Source organism: Paenibacillus residui (assembly GCF_042677205.1).
GTDB lineage: Bacteria > Bacillota > Bacilli > Paenibacillales > NBRC-103111 > Paenibacillus_L > Paenibacillus_L residui.
The window spans coordinates 1-15,069 of the sequence record NZ_JBHTIU010000029.1 but is presented as its reverse complement, the minus strand read 5'-3'; the positions used below and the strand labels follow the sequence as shown (position 1 = coordinate 15,069).

Sequence of the window (15,069 nt, the reverse complement as noted above, 5' to 3'; positions counted from 1 at the left end):
ACCTAGGGAAGGCCGAGTGCTACCAGCACTCGGCCTTACAATTGGTTGGAAGGGGTACCCCGTCCTCCGATTGAAAATACATAAAAGGCGCAGTTTAAAATTTTATGCAGCTTAGAAGGGCATCTCATGGTTGTCTCGCATATACTGAAAGCCCATTACCAGCGACTTTTAGCAAATATTCCGTGCAGTAAGATATATATCTTCATTTAATGAAAAGTAGTAAGTGCTGATCTTTCGTTCGTCAAGGAAGAACATCATGCTAGTGGTTGCCGTACCGGAGAACTGATCCTTGTCCAGAGCAAGCACATGAAGAATTTTGTATCGCCAAAGTAAAGGTTTCTGTACGGAAATGCCCGCTGGTTTGGCACATTTGCGAATGGAGAGTCCCTGCTTTAAAGCTGCCAAATTGTTTACCCATTTATCTGGATGATGGGTTCGATGGAAAGGGGGATTTGTTAAACATTAAAGTACGCTAACAAAAAACAAACATGTATTCATATTTAAACGTATATTTAAACTGCGCCGAATAAAACATGGAGAGGAACATGCTGGTTTGAAGACTTTTCTAATTGTTGTGGGAATTATTGTGGCCGTTGTGATTTTACTTATTGTGGGTTTGATTACAGCGAGCAAGCGAATTGAGAAAAAGAATAAGAAAATGCGACAAGAAATGGAGATGGCTAATTCTTTACCGAAGGAGAAACAGCATTTGCTTGCCTACGGTGCCAATCTCGCTCTTTACCGGTCTGAGTCGCCACGGATACTGCGGGTAAAGATAGATCATGAAATTTTGAAGGAAGGCCTTTCTTCAGCCTGGGACGTTAGTAATCGGGAAGAAGCTGTACAAACCCTGGAATGGCTGCTTACGGAAGGGCATCGTGCGAAATATGATGAGCTTCTTATGGCGTTGAAAGCTGGACAGTCTTTTACAGAGGAGGAAGTGGGCAAATCGCAGGAATGCTATGAATCCGCCCAAGAAGCGATGATGAAGAAGCTTTCCTTTACGCAATCCGATTTTGACCGGGTGAACACGATTGCTGCCTGGGATTTTGACCGGGCTGTAAATATTGCAAGATGGAGCTGCATACTGGGCTATATTACCGAAGAACAGGCATGGGGCTATATGAAGAGAGCTGCTGATTCCGCCAGCCATATTTTCCAATCCTGGAAGGATTACTTTATTTCATTTGCATTTGGCCGAGCCATTGCTTACGAAGGGGACATTTACGATATCCTTTGGAATGGAAAAGAATTGCTGGAGGAAAAGGACTCGATCTGGAATGAATTTGGCATTAAGCGATCCTGAACAGGAAGTAGAGGTCTTTCAATCATAGTATACATACTATGAGTCGAATGGTTACATAAAATTCCATTTGTTGCACGTGAAAGTATGTCCAACTTGAGAACCCAGGGGAAGCAGCCTCTGGGTTCTTTTTTGCGTAAATGTTGAAGGCGGCTGCCTTAACTCCGACGCAGGCATACTACTGTGGTTAATAATTGAGAGACTATTGGAATATTATCAAGTTTGAGAACATTAACTTTTTGATACACCAATAGATAATCACTATGAATTTAACCCCGAAACCATTGAAAATTTAACGAAATTGGGATAGGGGGGAGATGGCGAATATAAGGAGGATTCCAATTACATTAGCGCAGCTCGCTGCAAGGCGGGCTTGAAGGGATTGAAAGATACGTCACCATTTTTTTTAAGAAGCCGGATTGCCAAAACCCTCATTGATATTGCTTAAAATCTGACTCGACATGCAACAATTTTTCTAAAGAGGATTTGTGGGGCGGACAATAATAAGAAAAGCCACCATAACATGGTGACTTTGATATCTAAGTATGGCGTCCCAGGAGGGATTCGAACCCCCGACACACGGCTTAGAAGGCCGTTGCTCTATCCAGCTGAGCTACTGGGACTTGATAAATAAACTGTTGCAAGGGCGGTTAATCATTTTTAGCGCGAAACATGATTAATATTAACACAGCACCAAAAGAAAATCAACAGGTATTTTTCGTATTTTTTTGGGCTCATTTTTTTGCATTTTTGTTCCGAAAACGATAGTATCTAGCTAAAGCTTTATTATGGAAAGATGGTGAAGGCAATAACCGATAAACCTAAGGATAACGTCGTTTTATTTCCGAAAACGATAGATTATTACCAAATGGAATTGACGCGGATGCTCGAGACCGAGCGATACCGCGAAGCGATAGAATTACTCCATTTTTTAGTACAGTGTGACAGCGGCGACCCAAGGACGAATGAGGAGTGGCAGGCGCTACTGGATTGGCTGCGTACGATGCAGCCAGAGCTATACGCGGAGGAAGAAGAGGACATCAGCGAAGAAGAATTAAGACGCCGGCAGTTGACGGGTAAAGAGAAGAACAACGCCAATTACGTTAACGAACTGCTGCAAATATTGCAGGACGGGACGAACTTGGCCAAGCAAGCTCTTGCATTGGAGCAATTAAGCTGCCTGGATCACCCTTCTATTAATGAAGCGCTCAAGAATTGGCTTGTTTCCCCGAGGCTTCCTCCGATTCTTCAGTTCAAGGTTCTGCAGGTACTGAAACGAAGGGGGGAAGGGGGGACGGTAACGCTGGAGAAGCTTGGCGAGAAGATCGTGCTGGATATCCAGGATACTCCACCCTCATTTCAAGAGTTTCCTCAGGAAGCCTATTCTATTGTAGAAAGATTTCTGTCGTTCAGCGAGTCCAAGCATCCGGTATTGGCGTATTTTGCCTCGGAAACCTGGCAGGAGTTTCTCGCTTATGCTTACGGAACTTCCATTTACCGTGAGCTTCTGTCCTTATCGGAGGAGCAGATGGACGCGTGGGCCTGCGCCTTTCATCTCGTGCTGGAGGAAACAATGGTTGGCACCCCCGATGAGGAGGACATACTGGAACTGTATGGGATGACGGATAGGCTCAAGTTCGCTCTGGCGCGGGCGACTACTATGTTTAAAAGCTTTGTAAGGGATGTTTTTCCGCGTTCATAGCTATTCTTGAAATGAAAAGGTTTTATGATATAATGAAATGGTTATGTAAGCTGAAACGTGAAAAAGTTAGGTACATTTTTGGAGGGGAAAGCATAAAATGAAAGCAAGCTGGGAAAAAATAGAGAAGAACCAAGGCGTTCTTACCGTCGAAGTCGAAGCGGAACAATTTGACGCCGCATTGGATAAAGCATTTAAGAAAGTAGTTGGAAAAGTTAACGTTCCGGGATTCCGCAAAGGAAAAGTTCCGCGCGCGATCTTCGAAAAACGGTTCGGGGCCGAAGCCCTGTATCAGGACGCATTAGATATTCTGCTTCCCGAAGCCTACATACAGGCCGTGAAGGAAACTGGAATCGAACCGATTGACCGTCCGGAAGTCGATATTGAAGAAATCGGCAAGGGACAGGCTCTGAAATTTAAAGCCAAAGTGGAAGTGAAGCCTGAAGTATCGCTTGGCGAATACAAGGGATTGGAAGTTACGGAACGCAGCTCCGAAGTTACGGAAGAAGAGATGGATGCCGAGCTGAAACGACTGCAGCAGCGTCATGCCGAGCTTATTGTTGTGGAAGAGGGCACGGCGGAAGACGGCGACATGGTCGTCATCGATTTTGAAGGTTTTGTCGACGGCGAAGCTTTCGAAGGCGGCAAGGCCGAGAAGTATTCCTTGGAGCTTGGCTCTAACAGCTTTATCCCGGGCTTCGAAGCTCAGATCGTGGGAATGGCTAAGGAAGAAGAGAAGGACATCGAGGTTACTTTCCCTGAGGAGTACCATGTAGAGGATCTGAAAGGAAAGCCGGCCCTGTTTAAGGTGAAGCTTCATGAGATCAAGCGCAAGAATCTGCCTGAGCTGGATGATGAGTTCGCTAAAGATGTGAGCGAGTTTGAGACGTTGGATGAGTTTAAAGAAGACCTGAGCCGCAAGCTTGCGGAAAGAAAAGAGCAAGCCAACAAAGCGCAAATTCAGGAAGAATTGGTGAACAAAGCTTCGGAGGCGGCAGAGGTGGACATTCCTTCTGTCATGATCGATAACGAAGTGGAAACCATGCTTAAAGATTTCGAAGATCGTTTGAGAATGCAGGGGATGAATCTGGAGCTGTACTTCCAATTCTCCGGTCAGAACGAAGAAGCGCTTCGGGAGCAAATGCGCGGAGATGCAGAGAAGCGGGTTCGCAACAATCTGGTGCTCGAGGCCATTGCCAAAGCCGAGAACATTGAAGCCAGTGAAGAGGAAATCAACACAGAGCTCGAGAACATGGCCAAGACTTACCAGAGGACGACGGAAGAAATCCGGAGCATTCTGGAAGCGAACGGAACCTTGGAAAATATGGGCAAGGATATCAGCATCCGCAAAACAATTGATTTCCTAGTGGATAACAGCAAGTCGGTTCCTGCTGCAAGCTAAAACATAGTCTAGTCAGAGGCGCGTCTAGTTACGTGCCTTTGTTTTACCACATCGGAAAGTTTAAGTTCATTATGAAGAAGATGAACCGACTTTCCGATTGCTCTAGATGCCCCTGTTCAGGAATAAGTTAATGCATGCCAAGGCGTTTAACCGGAACGTTAATGAAGGGTTGCATAGGATAGTGTAAATATGACACAATACGTTAAACATGATAAAATGAAGGTGGACTGAAAGGCTGTTTCAGACCGGTTCATTTTGCTTTAATCAAGGAGTAGGAGGGATCCCCACATGGCCTTAATACCCATGGTCGTCGAACAGGAAAATCGCGGAGAACGTTCCTATGACATTTATTCGCGCCTGTTAAAGGACCGGATTGTTTTTATTGGTAGCGCCATAGATGATGATGTTGCCAATTTGGTTATAGCCCAGCTGCTGTTTCTGGCTGCTCAAGATTCCGAGAAAGACATTCACTTGTACATCAATTCTCCTGGCGGTTCGGTGACGGCCGGCATGGGGATCTATGATACGATGCAGCACATCAAGCCGGACGTGTCGACCATTTGTGTTGGAATGGCGGCAAGTATGGGCTCCCTTCTATTAACAGCCGGGGCTCCGGGCAAGCGGTTTGCCCTTCCGAACAGCGAAGTGATGATCCATCAACCTCTTGGCGGGGTCAGAGGGCAAGCTTCCGATATTAAGATTCATGCCGACTGGATTATTCGTACCCGGCAGCGGTTGAATCAGATTTATGTAGAACGCACGGGACAACCGATTGAAGTCATAGAGCGGGACACCGACCGGGATTTCTTCATGAGCGCCGAGGAAGCTAAGGAGTACGGGCTCATCGATCAAGTGATTACCAGAACGATCTGAAAGGAATAGGGGTGAAGCCATGTTTAAATTTAATGAAGAAAAAGGTCAACTGAAGTGTTCGTTCTGTGGTAAATCCCAAGACCAGGTTCGCAAGCTGGTGGCCGGTCCTGGCGTATATATTTGTGATGAGTGCATCGAGCTGTGCACGGAGATTGTGGAAGAGGAGCTAGGGCATGAGGAAGAGATCGATCTCAAGGACATTCCGAAGCCTAAGGACATCCGCAACATTCTCGATCAGTATGTCATAGGGCAGGATCAGGCCAAGAAATCTCTGTCTGTCGCAGTATATAATCATTACAAGCGCATCAACTCCCAGAGCAAGATTGAAGATGTGGAGCTGCAGAAGAGCAATATTTTACTGCTTGGCCCGACGGGAAGCGGGAAGACGCTTTTAGCACAGACATTGGCGAAGATATTGAACGTACCGTTTGCTATAGCCGACGCGACTTCTTTGACCGAGGCCGGTTATGTCGGCGAAGACGTTGAGAATATTCTGCTCAAGCTTATTCAGGCTGCGGATTACGACGTGGAGAAAGCCGAGCGAGGCATTATCTACATCGATGAAATCGATAAAGTCGCCCGTAAATCGGAGAATCCGTCCATTACCAGAGACGTTTCCGGTGAAGGGGTACAGCAGGCACTGCTGAAAATTTTGGAAGGTACGGTAGCTTCCGTTCCTCCGCAAGGCGGCCGAAAGCATCCGCATCAGGAGTTCATCCAAATCGATACGACGAACATCCTGTTTATTTGCGGCGGGGCCTTCGACGGTCTGGAATCGATCATCAAGCGCAGAATCGGCAAGAAGGTGATCGGATTCGGTACGGATGGCATCAAGGCAGATCTGAAGCCGGGAGAATATTTATCCATGGTTCTGCCTGAGGACCTGCTTAAATTCGGGCTTATCCCGGAATTTATCGGTCGTCTTCCGGTAATCTCCACGCTGGAGCCTCTGGATGAGAATGCGCTTGTCCGCATTCTGTCGGAGCCGAAGAACGCACTGGTTAAGCAGTACCAGAAGATGCTGGAGCTGGATAACGTAGCTCTGGAATTCGAAGCGGATGCACTAGAGGCCATCGCCAAAGAAGCGATCAAACGGAGCACAGGAGCCCGTGGTCTGCGTGCCATTCTGGAGCGGATTATGCTCGATGTTATGTATGACATCCCATCCAGGACGGATGTGCGCAATTGCACGGTGACCAAAGAAGTCGTGGAGGAGAAGATTGCTCCGATGCTCACGACCAAAGATGATAAGAAAAAGGAAGAAAGTGCATAACAAGCAACTATTTTCCGGCCGATCATCCTCTTAGGCAGTCCGATATCGGACTGCTCGGGAGGATATTTGCCGTCATGGGAGAGAAGAATTATGTACCATCGTACGGAGACCGTTCCCGTCCGGGTAGGGGATTTAACGATCGGCGGGAATAATGAGGTTATCATTCAGAGCATGTGCACGACCAAGACGGCCGACGTGAAGGCGACCGTTGCCGAAATTCATCGGCTGGAAGAGGCCGGATGCCAGTTAGTCCGGGTTACTGTGAATAACCAGGAAGCGGCAGATGCCATTAAGGAGATCAAGAAACAGATCAGCATCCCGCTTGTTGCAGATATTCATTTCGACTACCGGCTTGCCTTGAAGGCGATTGAGAACGGGATCGACAAGGTTAGAATCAATCCCGGCAATATCGGTAAGCGGGAGAGAGTTCAGGAAGTAGTGAAGGCTTGTCAGGCACGGGGAATCCCGATCCGTATCGGGGTGAATGCCGGTTCTCTGGAACGGCATCTGCTGGAGAAATACGGTTATCCTACAGCGGAGGCGATGGTTGAGAGCGCCCTTTTCCATATTGGAATTCTGGAAGAGCTGGATTTCCACGATATTATCGTCTCGCTTAAAGCCTCCGATGTTCCGATGGCGATTGAAGCTTATTCCAAAGCGGCCGAAGTGATCCGTTACCCGCTCCATTTAGGAATAACGGAATCAGGCACGCTTCATACAGGAACGATCAAAAGCTCGGCAGGGATTGGAGCTTTGCTGTCGATGGGAATCGGTTCTACCGTCCGCATTTCATTAAGCGCCGATCCGGTGGAGGAAGTGAAGGTTGCCAGAGAACTGCTGAAGACGTTCGGTCTGATTTCCAATGCGGCGACTCTTGTCTCCTGCCCGACCTGCGGGCGGATTGACATAGACCTTGTCTCCATCGCGAATGAAGTGGAAGAGTATATTTCCAAGCTTAAGGTGCCGATTAAAGTATCGGTGCTGGGCTGTGCTGTAAATGGGCCAGGGGAGGCTCGTGAAGCGGATATCGGTATTGCCGGCGCCCGCGGGGAAGGCTTGCTATTCCGCTATGGAGAAGTCGTACGCAAGGTTCCTGAGGCGGAGCTCGTCAGCGAACTGAAGAAAGAAATTGATCATATCGTTGCCGTTTATGAGGAAACCGGGGTTATCCCCGGACGCAAGCATTAATTTTTATTACAATTGCTCGAACAAGGTGAAGATAAGTCATCCGATAAAAATATATGCGTTAAAAGCATTTGTCCCGGTCCTGTATTAAGCGGCCGGGATTTTTTGATATAGAGAAAATCGGTTTTGATTTTATTGGTGAAATTATATATAAATGGAAATTGAAAACTAAATGGATTTCATACAGTTAGATTTCTATATTCGGAAGAAATATGGAAACTAACTGGAAAACCTACAGTTAGTTTGCGCCAAAACAGCCGTTTCGCCCAAAGTTGCCCATTTTAACTGTAGTTTCTCCAGTTAGTTTGATCATTTTCGCCCATTCGCTTGAATCTACCTGTACCAAATACAGTTAGACGTGCCGCTCCGCTTGCAACGATGCCTGCAGACGGTAAAATAGACGGATTTTCAAGGTAGTTTCCGTCTTCCGCTCCAAAGGAGCAAACTAGCTGTATGAAATCCAGTTAGACGCGCCCTTACATTTGCCGGCACCAGCAGAAAATGAAAAATAGAAGGATTCTCATTACCGGCCAGGATTTGTGTTCATATATTGTTCGATCCCTTCTGCTACGGCAGCCGCGAGCTCCCGCTGAAGCTTGGGATCTGTAAGACGTTTACGGTCTGAGTCGTTGGAGATGAATCCCATTTCGACAATGACTGTAGGGCATTTACTCTGATTCAGGAGAAAGTAAGTTCTGCCTATAGCTGTGGAATGATCTCGGTTATACAATTCGTTAAGCGACCTTTGGATAGAGTGGGCGAGCTGTTTGCTTTCTTCGCTTTTCTGATGCAGAACAATTCCTCCGGATTGTGAAGACCGCTTGGACCAATTGACATGGATGCTGACCATGATTTTGGGCTTGAGCCGGCTGGCAATTTCCTTACGTTGAATCAGATCTCGTCTATGGCGGGAATGCACCTTCGGAAAGCGGTTATCATCACTCAGCGCATAATCACCTATTCGGTTGATGGCGACATTATAATTTTTCTCCTGCAAAATACTGTACAAATGACGCGCCAGTTGAAGATTGATATCCTTTTCAAGTAATGAGCCGTGAGAGGTGCCTCCATCTATTCCTCCATGCCCTACATCGATCAGCACATCGGTGCGGGGAAGCAGCGGGGAATTGGAGGAGGGAACGGGCGCCTCCGCGTTTGTTAAGGAGAACCATTGCAATAAGGCCAGAAGTGGCAGCAAATATAAAGGCATTGGTTTCTAAGTCTCCTTTCGGGGATAAGCTATGGCTTATTTGGATTTTGATTAATCTTAGTTTTAGGCACCCCCGCCCATTTCATTCTTCGAACAAAAAACTTTGCCCTCAGAAAGGACTATGACGAACTCTGAACGGCAATACTATGAGCATAATCGAAATGTTCGAAAGGACGGAGGTAACCTATGAGTTTAAGTTGGATACTGATGCTGATCCAATTATTTTTTGCGGTCATTATAGGATTGTATTTCTGGAATTTGCTGAGGAACCAGCAGAGCAACCGAACCGCAGTGGACCGGGAATCGAAGAAGGAAGTGGAGAAGCTTAGAAAAATGAGGACGATTTCCTTGTCCAAGCCATTGGCCGAAAAGACGAGACCGTCCAAAATGGACGACATTGTCGGACAGAAGGATGGGCTCAAAGCATTAAAGGCGGCCTTATGCGGTCCTAACCCTCAGCATGTCATCATTTATGGACCGCCTGGGGTAGGGAAAACGGCGGCTGCGAGAGTCGTTCTTGAGGAAGCCAAAGCTAACCCCTATTCCCCTTTCAGGCAGGATGCCAAGTTTACGGAAATCGACGCGACTACCGCCCGTTTTGACGAACGGGGCATCGCCGACCCGCTGATCGGTTCTGTACATGATCCGATCTATCAAGGGGCGGGTGCGATGGGAGTGGCGGGAATTCCCCAGCCCAAGCCCGGAGCAGTCACCAAAGCCCACGGGGGGATTCTCTTCATTGATGAAATCGGGGAACTGCATCCGATTCAAATGAATAAACTGTTAAAGGTACTGGAAGACCGCAAAGTATTTTTGGAAAGCGCCTATTACAATTCGGAGGATTCGAATATTCCGAGTTATATCCATGATATTTTTCAGAACGGGCTGCCGGCGGACTTTCGTTTGGTGGGGGCTACGACCAGGACTCCGCAGGAAATCCCTCCTGCGATCCGCTCCCGCTGTATGGAAATCTTCTTCCGCCCGCTTATCCCGGACGAAATAGGGCAAATCGCGGTGAATGCGATCAGAAAAATAGGCTTGCCGGAAAACCACGAAGCGGTTGAAGTCGTTAAGCGCTATGCGACGAATGGACGTGAGGCCGTCAATATCATTCAGTTGGCGGCAGGACTGGCAATGACGGATAACAGGCATGAAATTACAGCGGCCGATGTGGAATGGGTAGTGAACAGCAGCCAAATTCCCCCGCGTCCGGACAAGAAGGTGTCCGAAGAAGCGAGAGTTGGCCTTGTTAACGGCTTGGCTGTCTACGGACCGAATTTGGGAGCGGTACTGGAAATTGAAGTATCGGCTATTCCGGCGGAGCCGGGGACGGGAAGCTTTAACATTACTGGGGTAGTAGACGAGGAAGAGATGGGAAACAGCTCCAAAACATTGCGGCGCAAAAGCATGGCGCGCGGTTCAGTAGAAAATGTGCTGACTGTGCTCAAGAGGCTCGGATTCCGCCCTCAGGATTATGATATGCATATCAATTTCCCGGGAGGAACGCCTATCGACGGACCTTCCGCGGGAGTATCCATGGCCACGGCGATTGTATCCGCCATGCTGCAAATACCGGTTGATCCCAAGCTGGCTATGACAGGGGAAGTCAGCATTCACGGCAGCGTCAAGCCGGTAGGAGGAGTGGTGGCCAAAGTCGAGGCTGCCTTTCAGGCCGGCGCTCATCGAGTGATCATACCGGCGGAGAATTGGCAGGATCTGTTTGCCAATCTGGAGGGTGTGAAGGTTATTCCCGTCCATACTATTGAGGAAACGCTGCAGTTAGCGATCGGAATAGACATGACGGCGGCCGAAGAGGGCAATTCCGCAGCCTCCAAAGATGTGCTGGTCGCCTCCCCGCTTCCTTATCTTCATGCCAATCCAGTAAATAGGCCGACTTAAACTGCAAGTCCGATAGAGCGGCAATGGCTGGCCTGTGCGTGCCGGCCGTTGCCGTGTCTTTTTGACGGCGGGCCTACCCGGAGGAGAAAAGTCGCTGAAATTGGTGTTTTGAAATAACTTTTGATAAAATGGATTGCACACAGCGAAAAAGACAGAGTTCATCGGAGGTGCTGTAGATGGGGAATAAATCAAAGGTACGTTCTATGCCTTTGCTCCCATTACGCGGACTGCTTGTCTATCCAAGCATGGTTCTGCATTTGGATGTCGGACGGGAGAAGTCCGTGAAAGCGTTGGATAAAGCCATGGTCGACGACAGTTTGATTCTCCTGTGTTCTCAATCGGAAGTGAACATTGAAGAGCCGGCCATGGAAGATATATATCGAATCGGCACCGTTTCTAAAGTCAGACAGATGCTGAAGCTTCCTAACGGCACGATCCGGGTATTGGTAGAAGGAATGGTCCGGGCAGAAATCATCGATTACGTATCCACATCCGAATATTATGAGGTGCAAATTAAGGAATTGCCGGAACAGCTTGTTCCGGATCCTGAAATTAATGCTTTGATGCGCACCTTGCTCAACCAATTTGAGCATTATATTCATCTGTCCAAGAAGGTGACGCCTGAAACCTTGGCGGCCGTCTCAGACATTGAGGAGCCGGGCAGACTGGCGGATGTGATCTGCAGTCATCTATCTCTCAAAATTAAAGATAAGCAAGAAATTTTGGAAACGATCGATGTCCGGGAGAGAATGGAGAAGCTTCTCGATATATTGAATAACGAGCGGGAAGTGCTCGAGCTGGAGCGCAAAATCAGCCAGCGCGTCAAGAAGCAGATGGAAAAAACTCAGAAGGAATATTACCTTCGCGAGCAAATGAAGGCGATCCAGAAGGAGCTTGGCGATAAGGAAGGACGCGCGGGTGAAGTAGAGGAGTTAAGGGCCCAATTGGCCGAGACGGAAATGCCGGATCAGGTCAAGGATAAAATCAGTAAAGAAATCGATCGTTTGGAGAAAATGCCCTCCACCTCAGCCGAGGGTGGGGTCATCCGCAACTATATCGATTGGCTTCTGGCATTGCCGTGGGCTAAACAGACGGAGGACGATCTCGATATAGAGAAAGCAGAACAAATCCTCAACGAGGATCATTTCGGGCTGGAGAAACCGAAGGAGCGCGTGCTGGAGTATCTGGCCGTGCAAAATTTGGTCAAGAAACTGAAGGGGCCGATTCTTTGTTTTGTCGGACCTCCCGGAGTCGGGAAGACATCCATTGCCCGTTCCATTGCCCGTTCTCTTGGCCGGGAATTCGTTCGTATCTCGCTTGGCGGCGTACGCGACGAAGCGGAAATCCGCGGGCACCGGCGCACCTATGTAGGAGCCATGCCGGGGAGGATCATCCAGGGGATGAAATCCGCCGGAACCAATAACCCGGTCTTCCTGTTAGACGAAATCGACAAGATGTCGATGGACTTTCGCGGGGATCCCGCCTCCGCTCTGCTGGAGGTGCTGGACCCGGAACAAAACAACACCTTTAGCGACCACTATATAGAGCTTCCTTTCGATTTAACTAACGTTATGTTCGTCACTACCGCTAATGCGGTGCATAATATTCCGAGGCCTCTACTGGACCGGATGGAAGTGCTTTACATTCCGGGCTATACCGAAATAGAGAAGCTGCAGATTGCGAAGCGCTATTTGCTGCCGAAGCAAGAACGGGAGCATGGTCTGGAGCCGGGGCAATTAACGGTCGAGGAAGAAGCGCTGCAGAGTGTTATCCGTTTATATACACGGGAATCCGGGGTCCGAAATATGGAGCAGCAATTGGCCAGCCTGTGCCGTAAATCGGCCAAGAGAATTGTTTCCAAAGAAGCGGAGAAGATAACGGTGACGGCGGAGAATCTGAAGGATTTCCTCGGGCCGCCTAAATTCCGCTTTGGGGTTGCAGAGGAGCAGGATCAGATTGGTGCGGCAACGGGCCTGGCTTGGACCGAGGTCGGCGGGGATACCCTCATGATAGAGGTCAGCGTCATGCCGGGGAAAGGAAAGCTGACACTGACCGGTAAACTTGGAGATGTTATGAAGGAATCCGCCCAGGCCGCTTTCAGCTACACTCGCTCACGCGCGGAAGAACTTCAGATTGCGCCTGATTTTCATGAGAAGAACGATATTCATATCCATGTTCCGGAAGGGGCGATCCCGAAGGACGGACCTTCAGCCGGAATTACTATAGCCACTTCCTTAATATCGGCGCTTACGAATATTCCTGTTTCCCGCCAGGTTGCGATGACCGGCGAGATTACACTGCGGGGCCGGGTGCTGCCCATCGGGGGGCTTAAAGAGAAGGCGCTGGCAGCCCACCGTGCCGGAATTACAACCGTCCTGATGCCTAAAGATAACGAGAAGGATATTCAGGAAATTCCCGAGAGTGTGCGGGAGGATCTGCGCTTTATTCCCGTTTCGCATATGGATCAGGTGCTGGATGAAGCATTGGTTCGGCCTGTGCTTGCAGGAAAGCAGGTGCAGCCTTAATGAAAGTCAAGCAAGCGGAATTTGTCATCAGTGCGGTCGGTCCCGCGCAATATCCCCAGGACGCTCTGCCGGAAATCGCTCTGGCAGGGCGATCCAACGTGGGTAAATCCTCTTTAATCAACCGGATGATCGACCGCAAGAATTTAGCCAGGACCAGCTCGAAGCCGGGCAAAACTCAAACCTTGAATTATTATAAAATTAATCAGGACTTATATTTTGTTGATTTGCCAGGCTATGGTTACGCCCAAGTGTCCAAATCCATGCGAGCCGTATGGGGGAAATTTATTGAACAGTACATTCTGGAGCGGGAGCATCTCAAGCTTCTGCTCCATCTGATCGACCTGCGCCATCCGCCCACTAAAGATGACCAGGCCATGTTTGAATGGCTCAAATATAACGAGCTGCCGGTATGCGTCGTGACTACGAAGGCGGATAAGGTTCCTAAGGGGAAATGGCAGAAGCATGTGAAAATCATCAGGGAAGCTCTTCGTATGGACAAGACGGACGAACTTGTTTTGTTCTCTTCGGAAACCGGGCAGGGCAAAGACGAGCTATGGTCTATCATTAAACAGTATGGAGAAATACCAGGCCCGGAAAGCGCCGGAGAGTAGGTTCTTATATTTCATCGAGAAACGTCTTTGGATACGGACTGCGAAGGCCGTTACTTCTTGTAACTTCAAACTCCAAGGCTCTAACAAAAATTTATGGAATTATTTATTGGATGCCGTTCGATAAGCGAGAATAAGCGAAGAACAGGGAAGGATTACTGAATTCCCTGTTTTTCTTTTTGAATTAGAGCGGTTTTTTAAGAAAAATGGCCCTATGACTAAAAAATTAGGGAGGAATAAGTGAGTTTGATGTAGTATACTAATAATGTACGATGTGCAAGGAATATCATCCAAGTCGTCAATCCATTCATGGCGACAGCTTGCAAGGCCAAGCGGAACAAGTTCATCCAGGAACGGTGTTCCGATGTGGTAAACTAAAGAATCGAGGGGTTTTTATGGCTCATAGGTTAGCGACTGAATACGTCAAGACCTGCCTGAAATTATCAGAAGCCGAAATGACCGATTTCATCCGATTGTTCCAGGAACATAAGGCCACACTTCACGTTATGGTTCTGGATAATGGAAGCCAGAACGTGGTGCTTCATGACGATGCGTCGGGGGAAGAAGTCATCCTCACCTTTGAACGCGATGCGAATGGCTTCATTTGCCGCGGTTCCTGTAAGCTGACAAGTCCGAATTTAGCCAACCTGATGCGAAGAGCGGTCTCCCGGTTCAAAGGGGACGCTATCGTCAACAGATATTATTCCAGCTTTACTATGGTTTATCATTATCATCAAGGGAATGTCGTTAAGATTATCGAAGTCAAAGGATCTAAACACAAGCTTGTCTATGAGTACAAAGATACATTGGGTCAGTTGGAACGGCTGTTCCAGAACAAGGAGCCGGAGAAGGAAATTGCCAGCCTCTACGCTCAGATTAATCAGCTGCTGGATTTGCGCAACGCGACCCCGGAGCGTGAAATCCGCGAGCATATCGACCGTAAGCTGAGCCGGATGACCCATCGTCTGTTTGTACTAGAGGCATGATTCCATGACAGATTAACATAGCATTATATGCATGGGGCCTGGGTAGCGTCAAGAAGTTTGTGTAAGCTGGTAGGGTTATCCATCGGGACGATGGATAAGAAATATT

At 48.3% G+C, this 15,069-nt stretch carries 11 protein-coding genes and 1 tRNA gene; 10 read left to right on the top strand and 2 right to left on the bottom strand.

What is annotated here, in order from left to right:
• Positions 1-553 precede the first annotated feature (553 nt).
• Positions 554-1,306: a DUF1266 domain-containing protein gene (locus ACFQ03_RS09685; protein ID WP_144941967.1), complete on the top strand. Its 753-nt coding sequence runs from the start codon at positions 554-556 to the stop codon at positions 1,304-1,306.
• A 543-nt stretch (positions 1,307-1,849) separates the two neighbouring features.
• Here ACFQ03_RS09685 and ACFQ03_RS09680 read toward each other — a convergent pair.
• A tRNA-Arg gene (locus tag ACFQ03_RS09680) sits at positions 1,850-1,926 on the bottom strand.
• Positions 1,927-2,186: 260 nt separating this feature from the next.
• On the opposite strand from ACFQ03_RS09680, the gene ACFQ03_RS09675 reads away from it, so the two are divergent.
• From ACFQ03_RS09675 to ispG, 5 genes are all read left to right on the top strand, one after another.
• Positions 2,187-3,005, top strand: a complete 819-nt coding sequence (locus ACFQ03_RS09675; RefSeq protein ID WP_225312623.1) for a hypothetical protein — start codon at positions 2,187-2,189, stop codon at positions 3,003-3,005.
• 97 nt (positions 3,006-3,102) lie between these two features.
• The gene (tig, locus tag ACFQ03_RS09670) at positions 3,103-4,404 is read left to right on the top strand and encodes a trigger factor (RefSeq protein WP_379287779.1); all 1,302 of its coding nucleotides are present in this window, start codon (positions 3,103-3,105) and stop codon (positions 4,402-4,404) included.
• A 288-nt stretch (positions 4,405-4,692) separates the two neighbouring features.
• Positions 4,693-5,277 (top strand): ATP-dependent Clp endopeptidase proteolytic subunit ClpP, encoded by a 585-nt coding sequence (gene clpP / locus ACFQ03_RS09665; protein WP_144938850.1) that lies wholly within the window; start codon positions 4,693-4,695, stop codon positions 5,275-5,277.
• A gap of 19 nt (positions 5,278-5,296) precedes the next feature.
• Complete coding sequence (gene clpX / locus ACFQ03_RS09660; protein ID WP_144938847.1) at positions 5,297-6,550, top strand: ATP-dependent protease ATP-binding subunit ClpX; 1,254 nt, start codon at positions 5,297-5,299, stop codon at positions 6,548-6,550.
• A gap of 90 nt (positions 6,551-6,640) precedes the next feature.
• Entirely contained in the window at positions 6,641-7,738 is a 1,098-nt protein-coding gene (gene ispG / locus ACFQ03_RS09655; protein WP_379287776.1) for a flavodoxin-dependent (E)-4-hydroxy-3-methylbut-2-enyl-diphosphate synthase, read from the top strand.
• Between the two features lie 520 nt (positions 7,739-8,258).
• Here the strand turns inward: ispG and ACFQ03_RS09650 are convergent.
• The gene (locus ACFQ03_RS09650) at positions 8,259-8,945 is read right to left on the bottom strand and encodes an N-acetylmuramoyl-L-alanine amidase family protein (protein ID WP_144938841.1); all 687 of its coding nucleotides are present in this window, start codon (positions 8,943-8,945) and stop codon (positions 8,259-8,261) included.
• A gap of 186 nt (positions 8,946-9,131) precedes the next feature.
• On the opposite strand from ACFQ03_RS09650, the gene lonB reads away from it, so the two are divergent.
• From lonB to ACFQ03_RS09630, 4 genes are all read left to right on the top strand, one after another.
• Positions 9,132-10,844, top strand: coding sequence for an ATP-dependent protease LonB (lonB, locus tag ACFQ03_RS09645; RefSeq protein ID WP_379287774.1), 1,713 nt, complete (start codon positions 9,132-9,134; stop codon positions 10,842-10,844).
• Positions 10,845-11,020: 176 nt separating this feature from the next.
• Positions 11,021-13,369, top strand: a complete 2,349-nt coding sequence (gene lon, locus ACFQ03_RS09640; protein WP_379287772.1) for an endopeptidase La — start codon at positions 11,021-11,023, stop codon at positions 13,367-13,369.
• Entirely contained in the window at positions 13,369-13,980 is a 612-nt protein-coding gene (yihA, locus tag ACFQ03_RS09635; protein ID WP_379287770.1) for a ribosome biogenesis GTP-binding protein YihA/YsxC, read from the top strand. Before lon ends, yihA begins: the two co-directional genes overlap by 1 nt.
• A 392-nt stretch (positions 13,981-14,372) precedes the next feature.
• Entirely contained in the window at positions 14,373-14,963 is a 591-nt protein-coding gene (locus ACFQ03_RS09630; protein ID WP_144938829.1) for a non-ribosomal peptide synthetase module, read from the top strand.
• Positions 14,964-15,069 lie beyond the last annotated feature (106 nt).

Excerpts from the sequence above, each read along its gene's own strand:
- ACFQ03_RS09650 (WP_144938841.1), bottom strand. The coding sequence starts at position 8,945 with ATGCCTTTATATTTGCTGCCACTTCTGGCCTTATTGCAATGGTTCTCC.
- tig (WP_379287779.1), top strand. The coding sequence starts at position 3,103 with ATGAAAGCAAGCTGGGAAAAAATAGAGAAGAACCAAGGCGTTCTTACC.
- lonB (WP_379287774.1), top strand. The coding sequence starts at position 9,132 with ATGAGTTTAAGTTGGATACTGATGCTGATCCAATTATTTTTTGCGGTC.
- ispG (WP_379287776.1), top strand. The coding sequence starts at position 6,641 with ATGTACCATCGTACGGAGACCGTTCCCGTCCGGGTAGGGGATTTAACG.
- ACFQ03_RS09630 (WP_144938829.1), top strand. The coding sequence starts at position 14,373 with ATGGCTCATAGGTTAGCGACTGAATACGTCAAGACCTGCCTGAAATTA.
- yihA (WP_379287770.1), top strand. The coding sequence starts at position 13,369 with ATGAAAGTCAAGCAAGCGGAATTTGTCATCAGTGCGGTCGGTCCCGCG.
- lon (WP_379287772.1), top strand. The coding sequence starts at position 11,021 with ATGGGGAATAAATCAAAGGTACGTTCTATGCCTTTGCTCCCATTACGC.
- clpP (WP_144938850.1), top strand. The coding sequence starts at position 4,693 with ATGGCCTTAATACCCATGGTCGTCGAACAGGAAAATCGCGGAGAACGT.
- ACFQ03_RS09675 (WP_225312623.1), top strand. The coding sequence starts at position 2,187 with ATGCTCGAGACCGAGCGATACCGCGAAGCGATAGAATTACTCCATTTT.
- clpX (WP_144938847.1), top strand. The coding sequence starts at position 5,297 with ATGTTTAAATTTAATGAAGAAAAAGGTCAACTGAAGTGTTCGTTCTGT.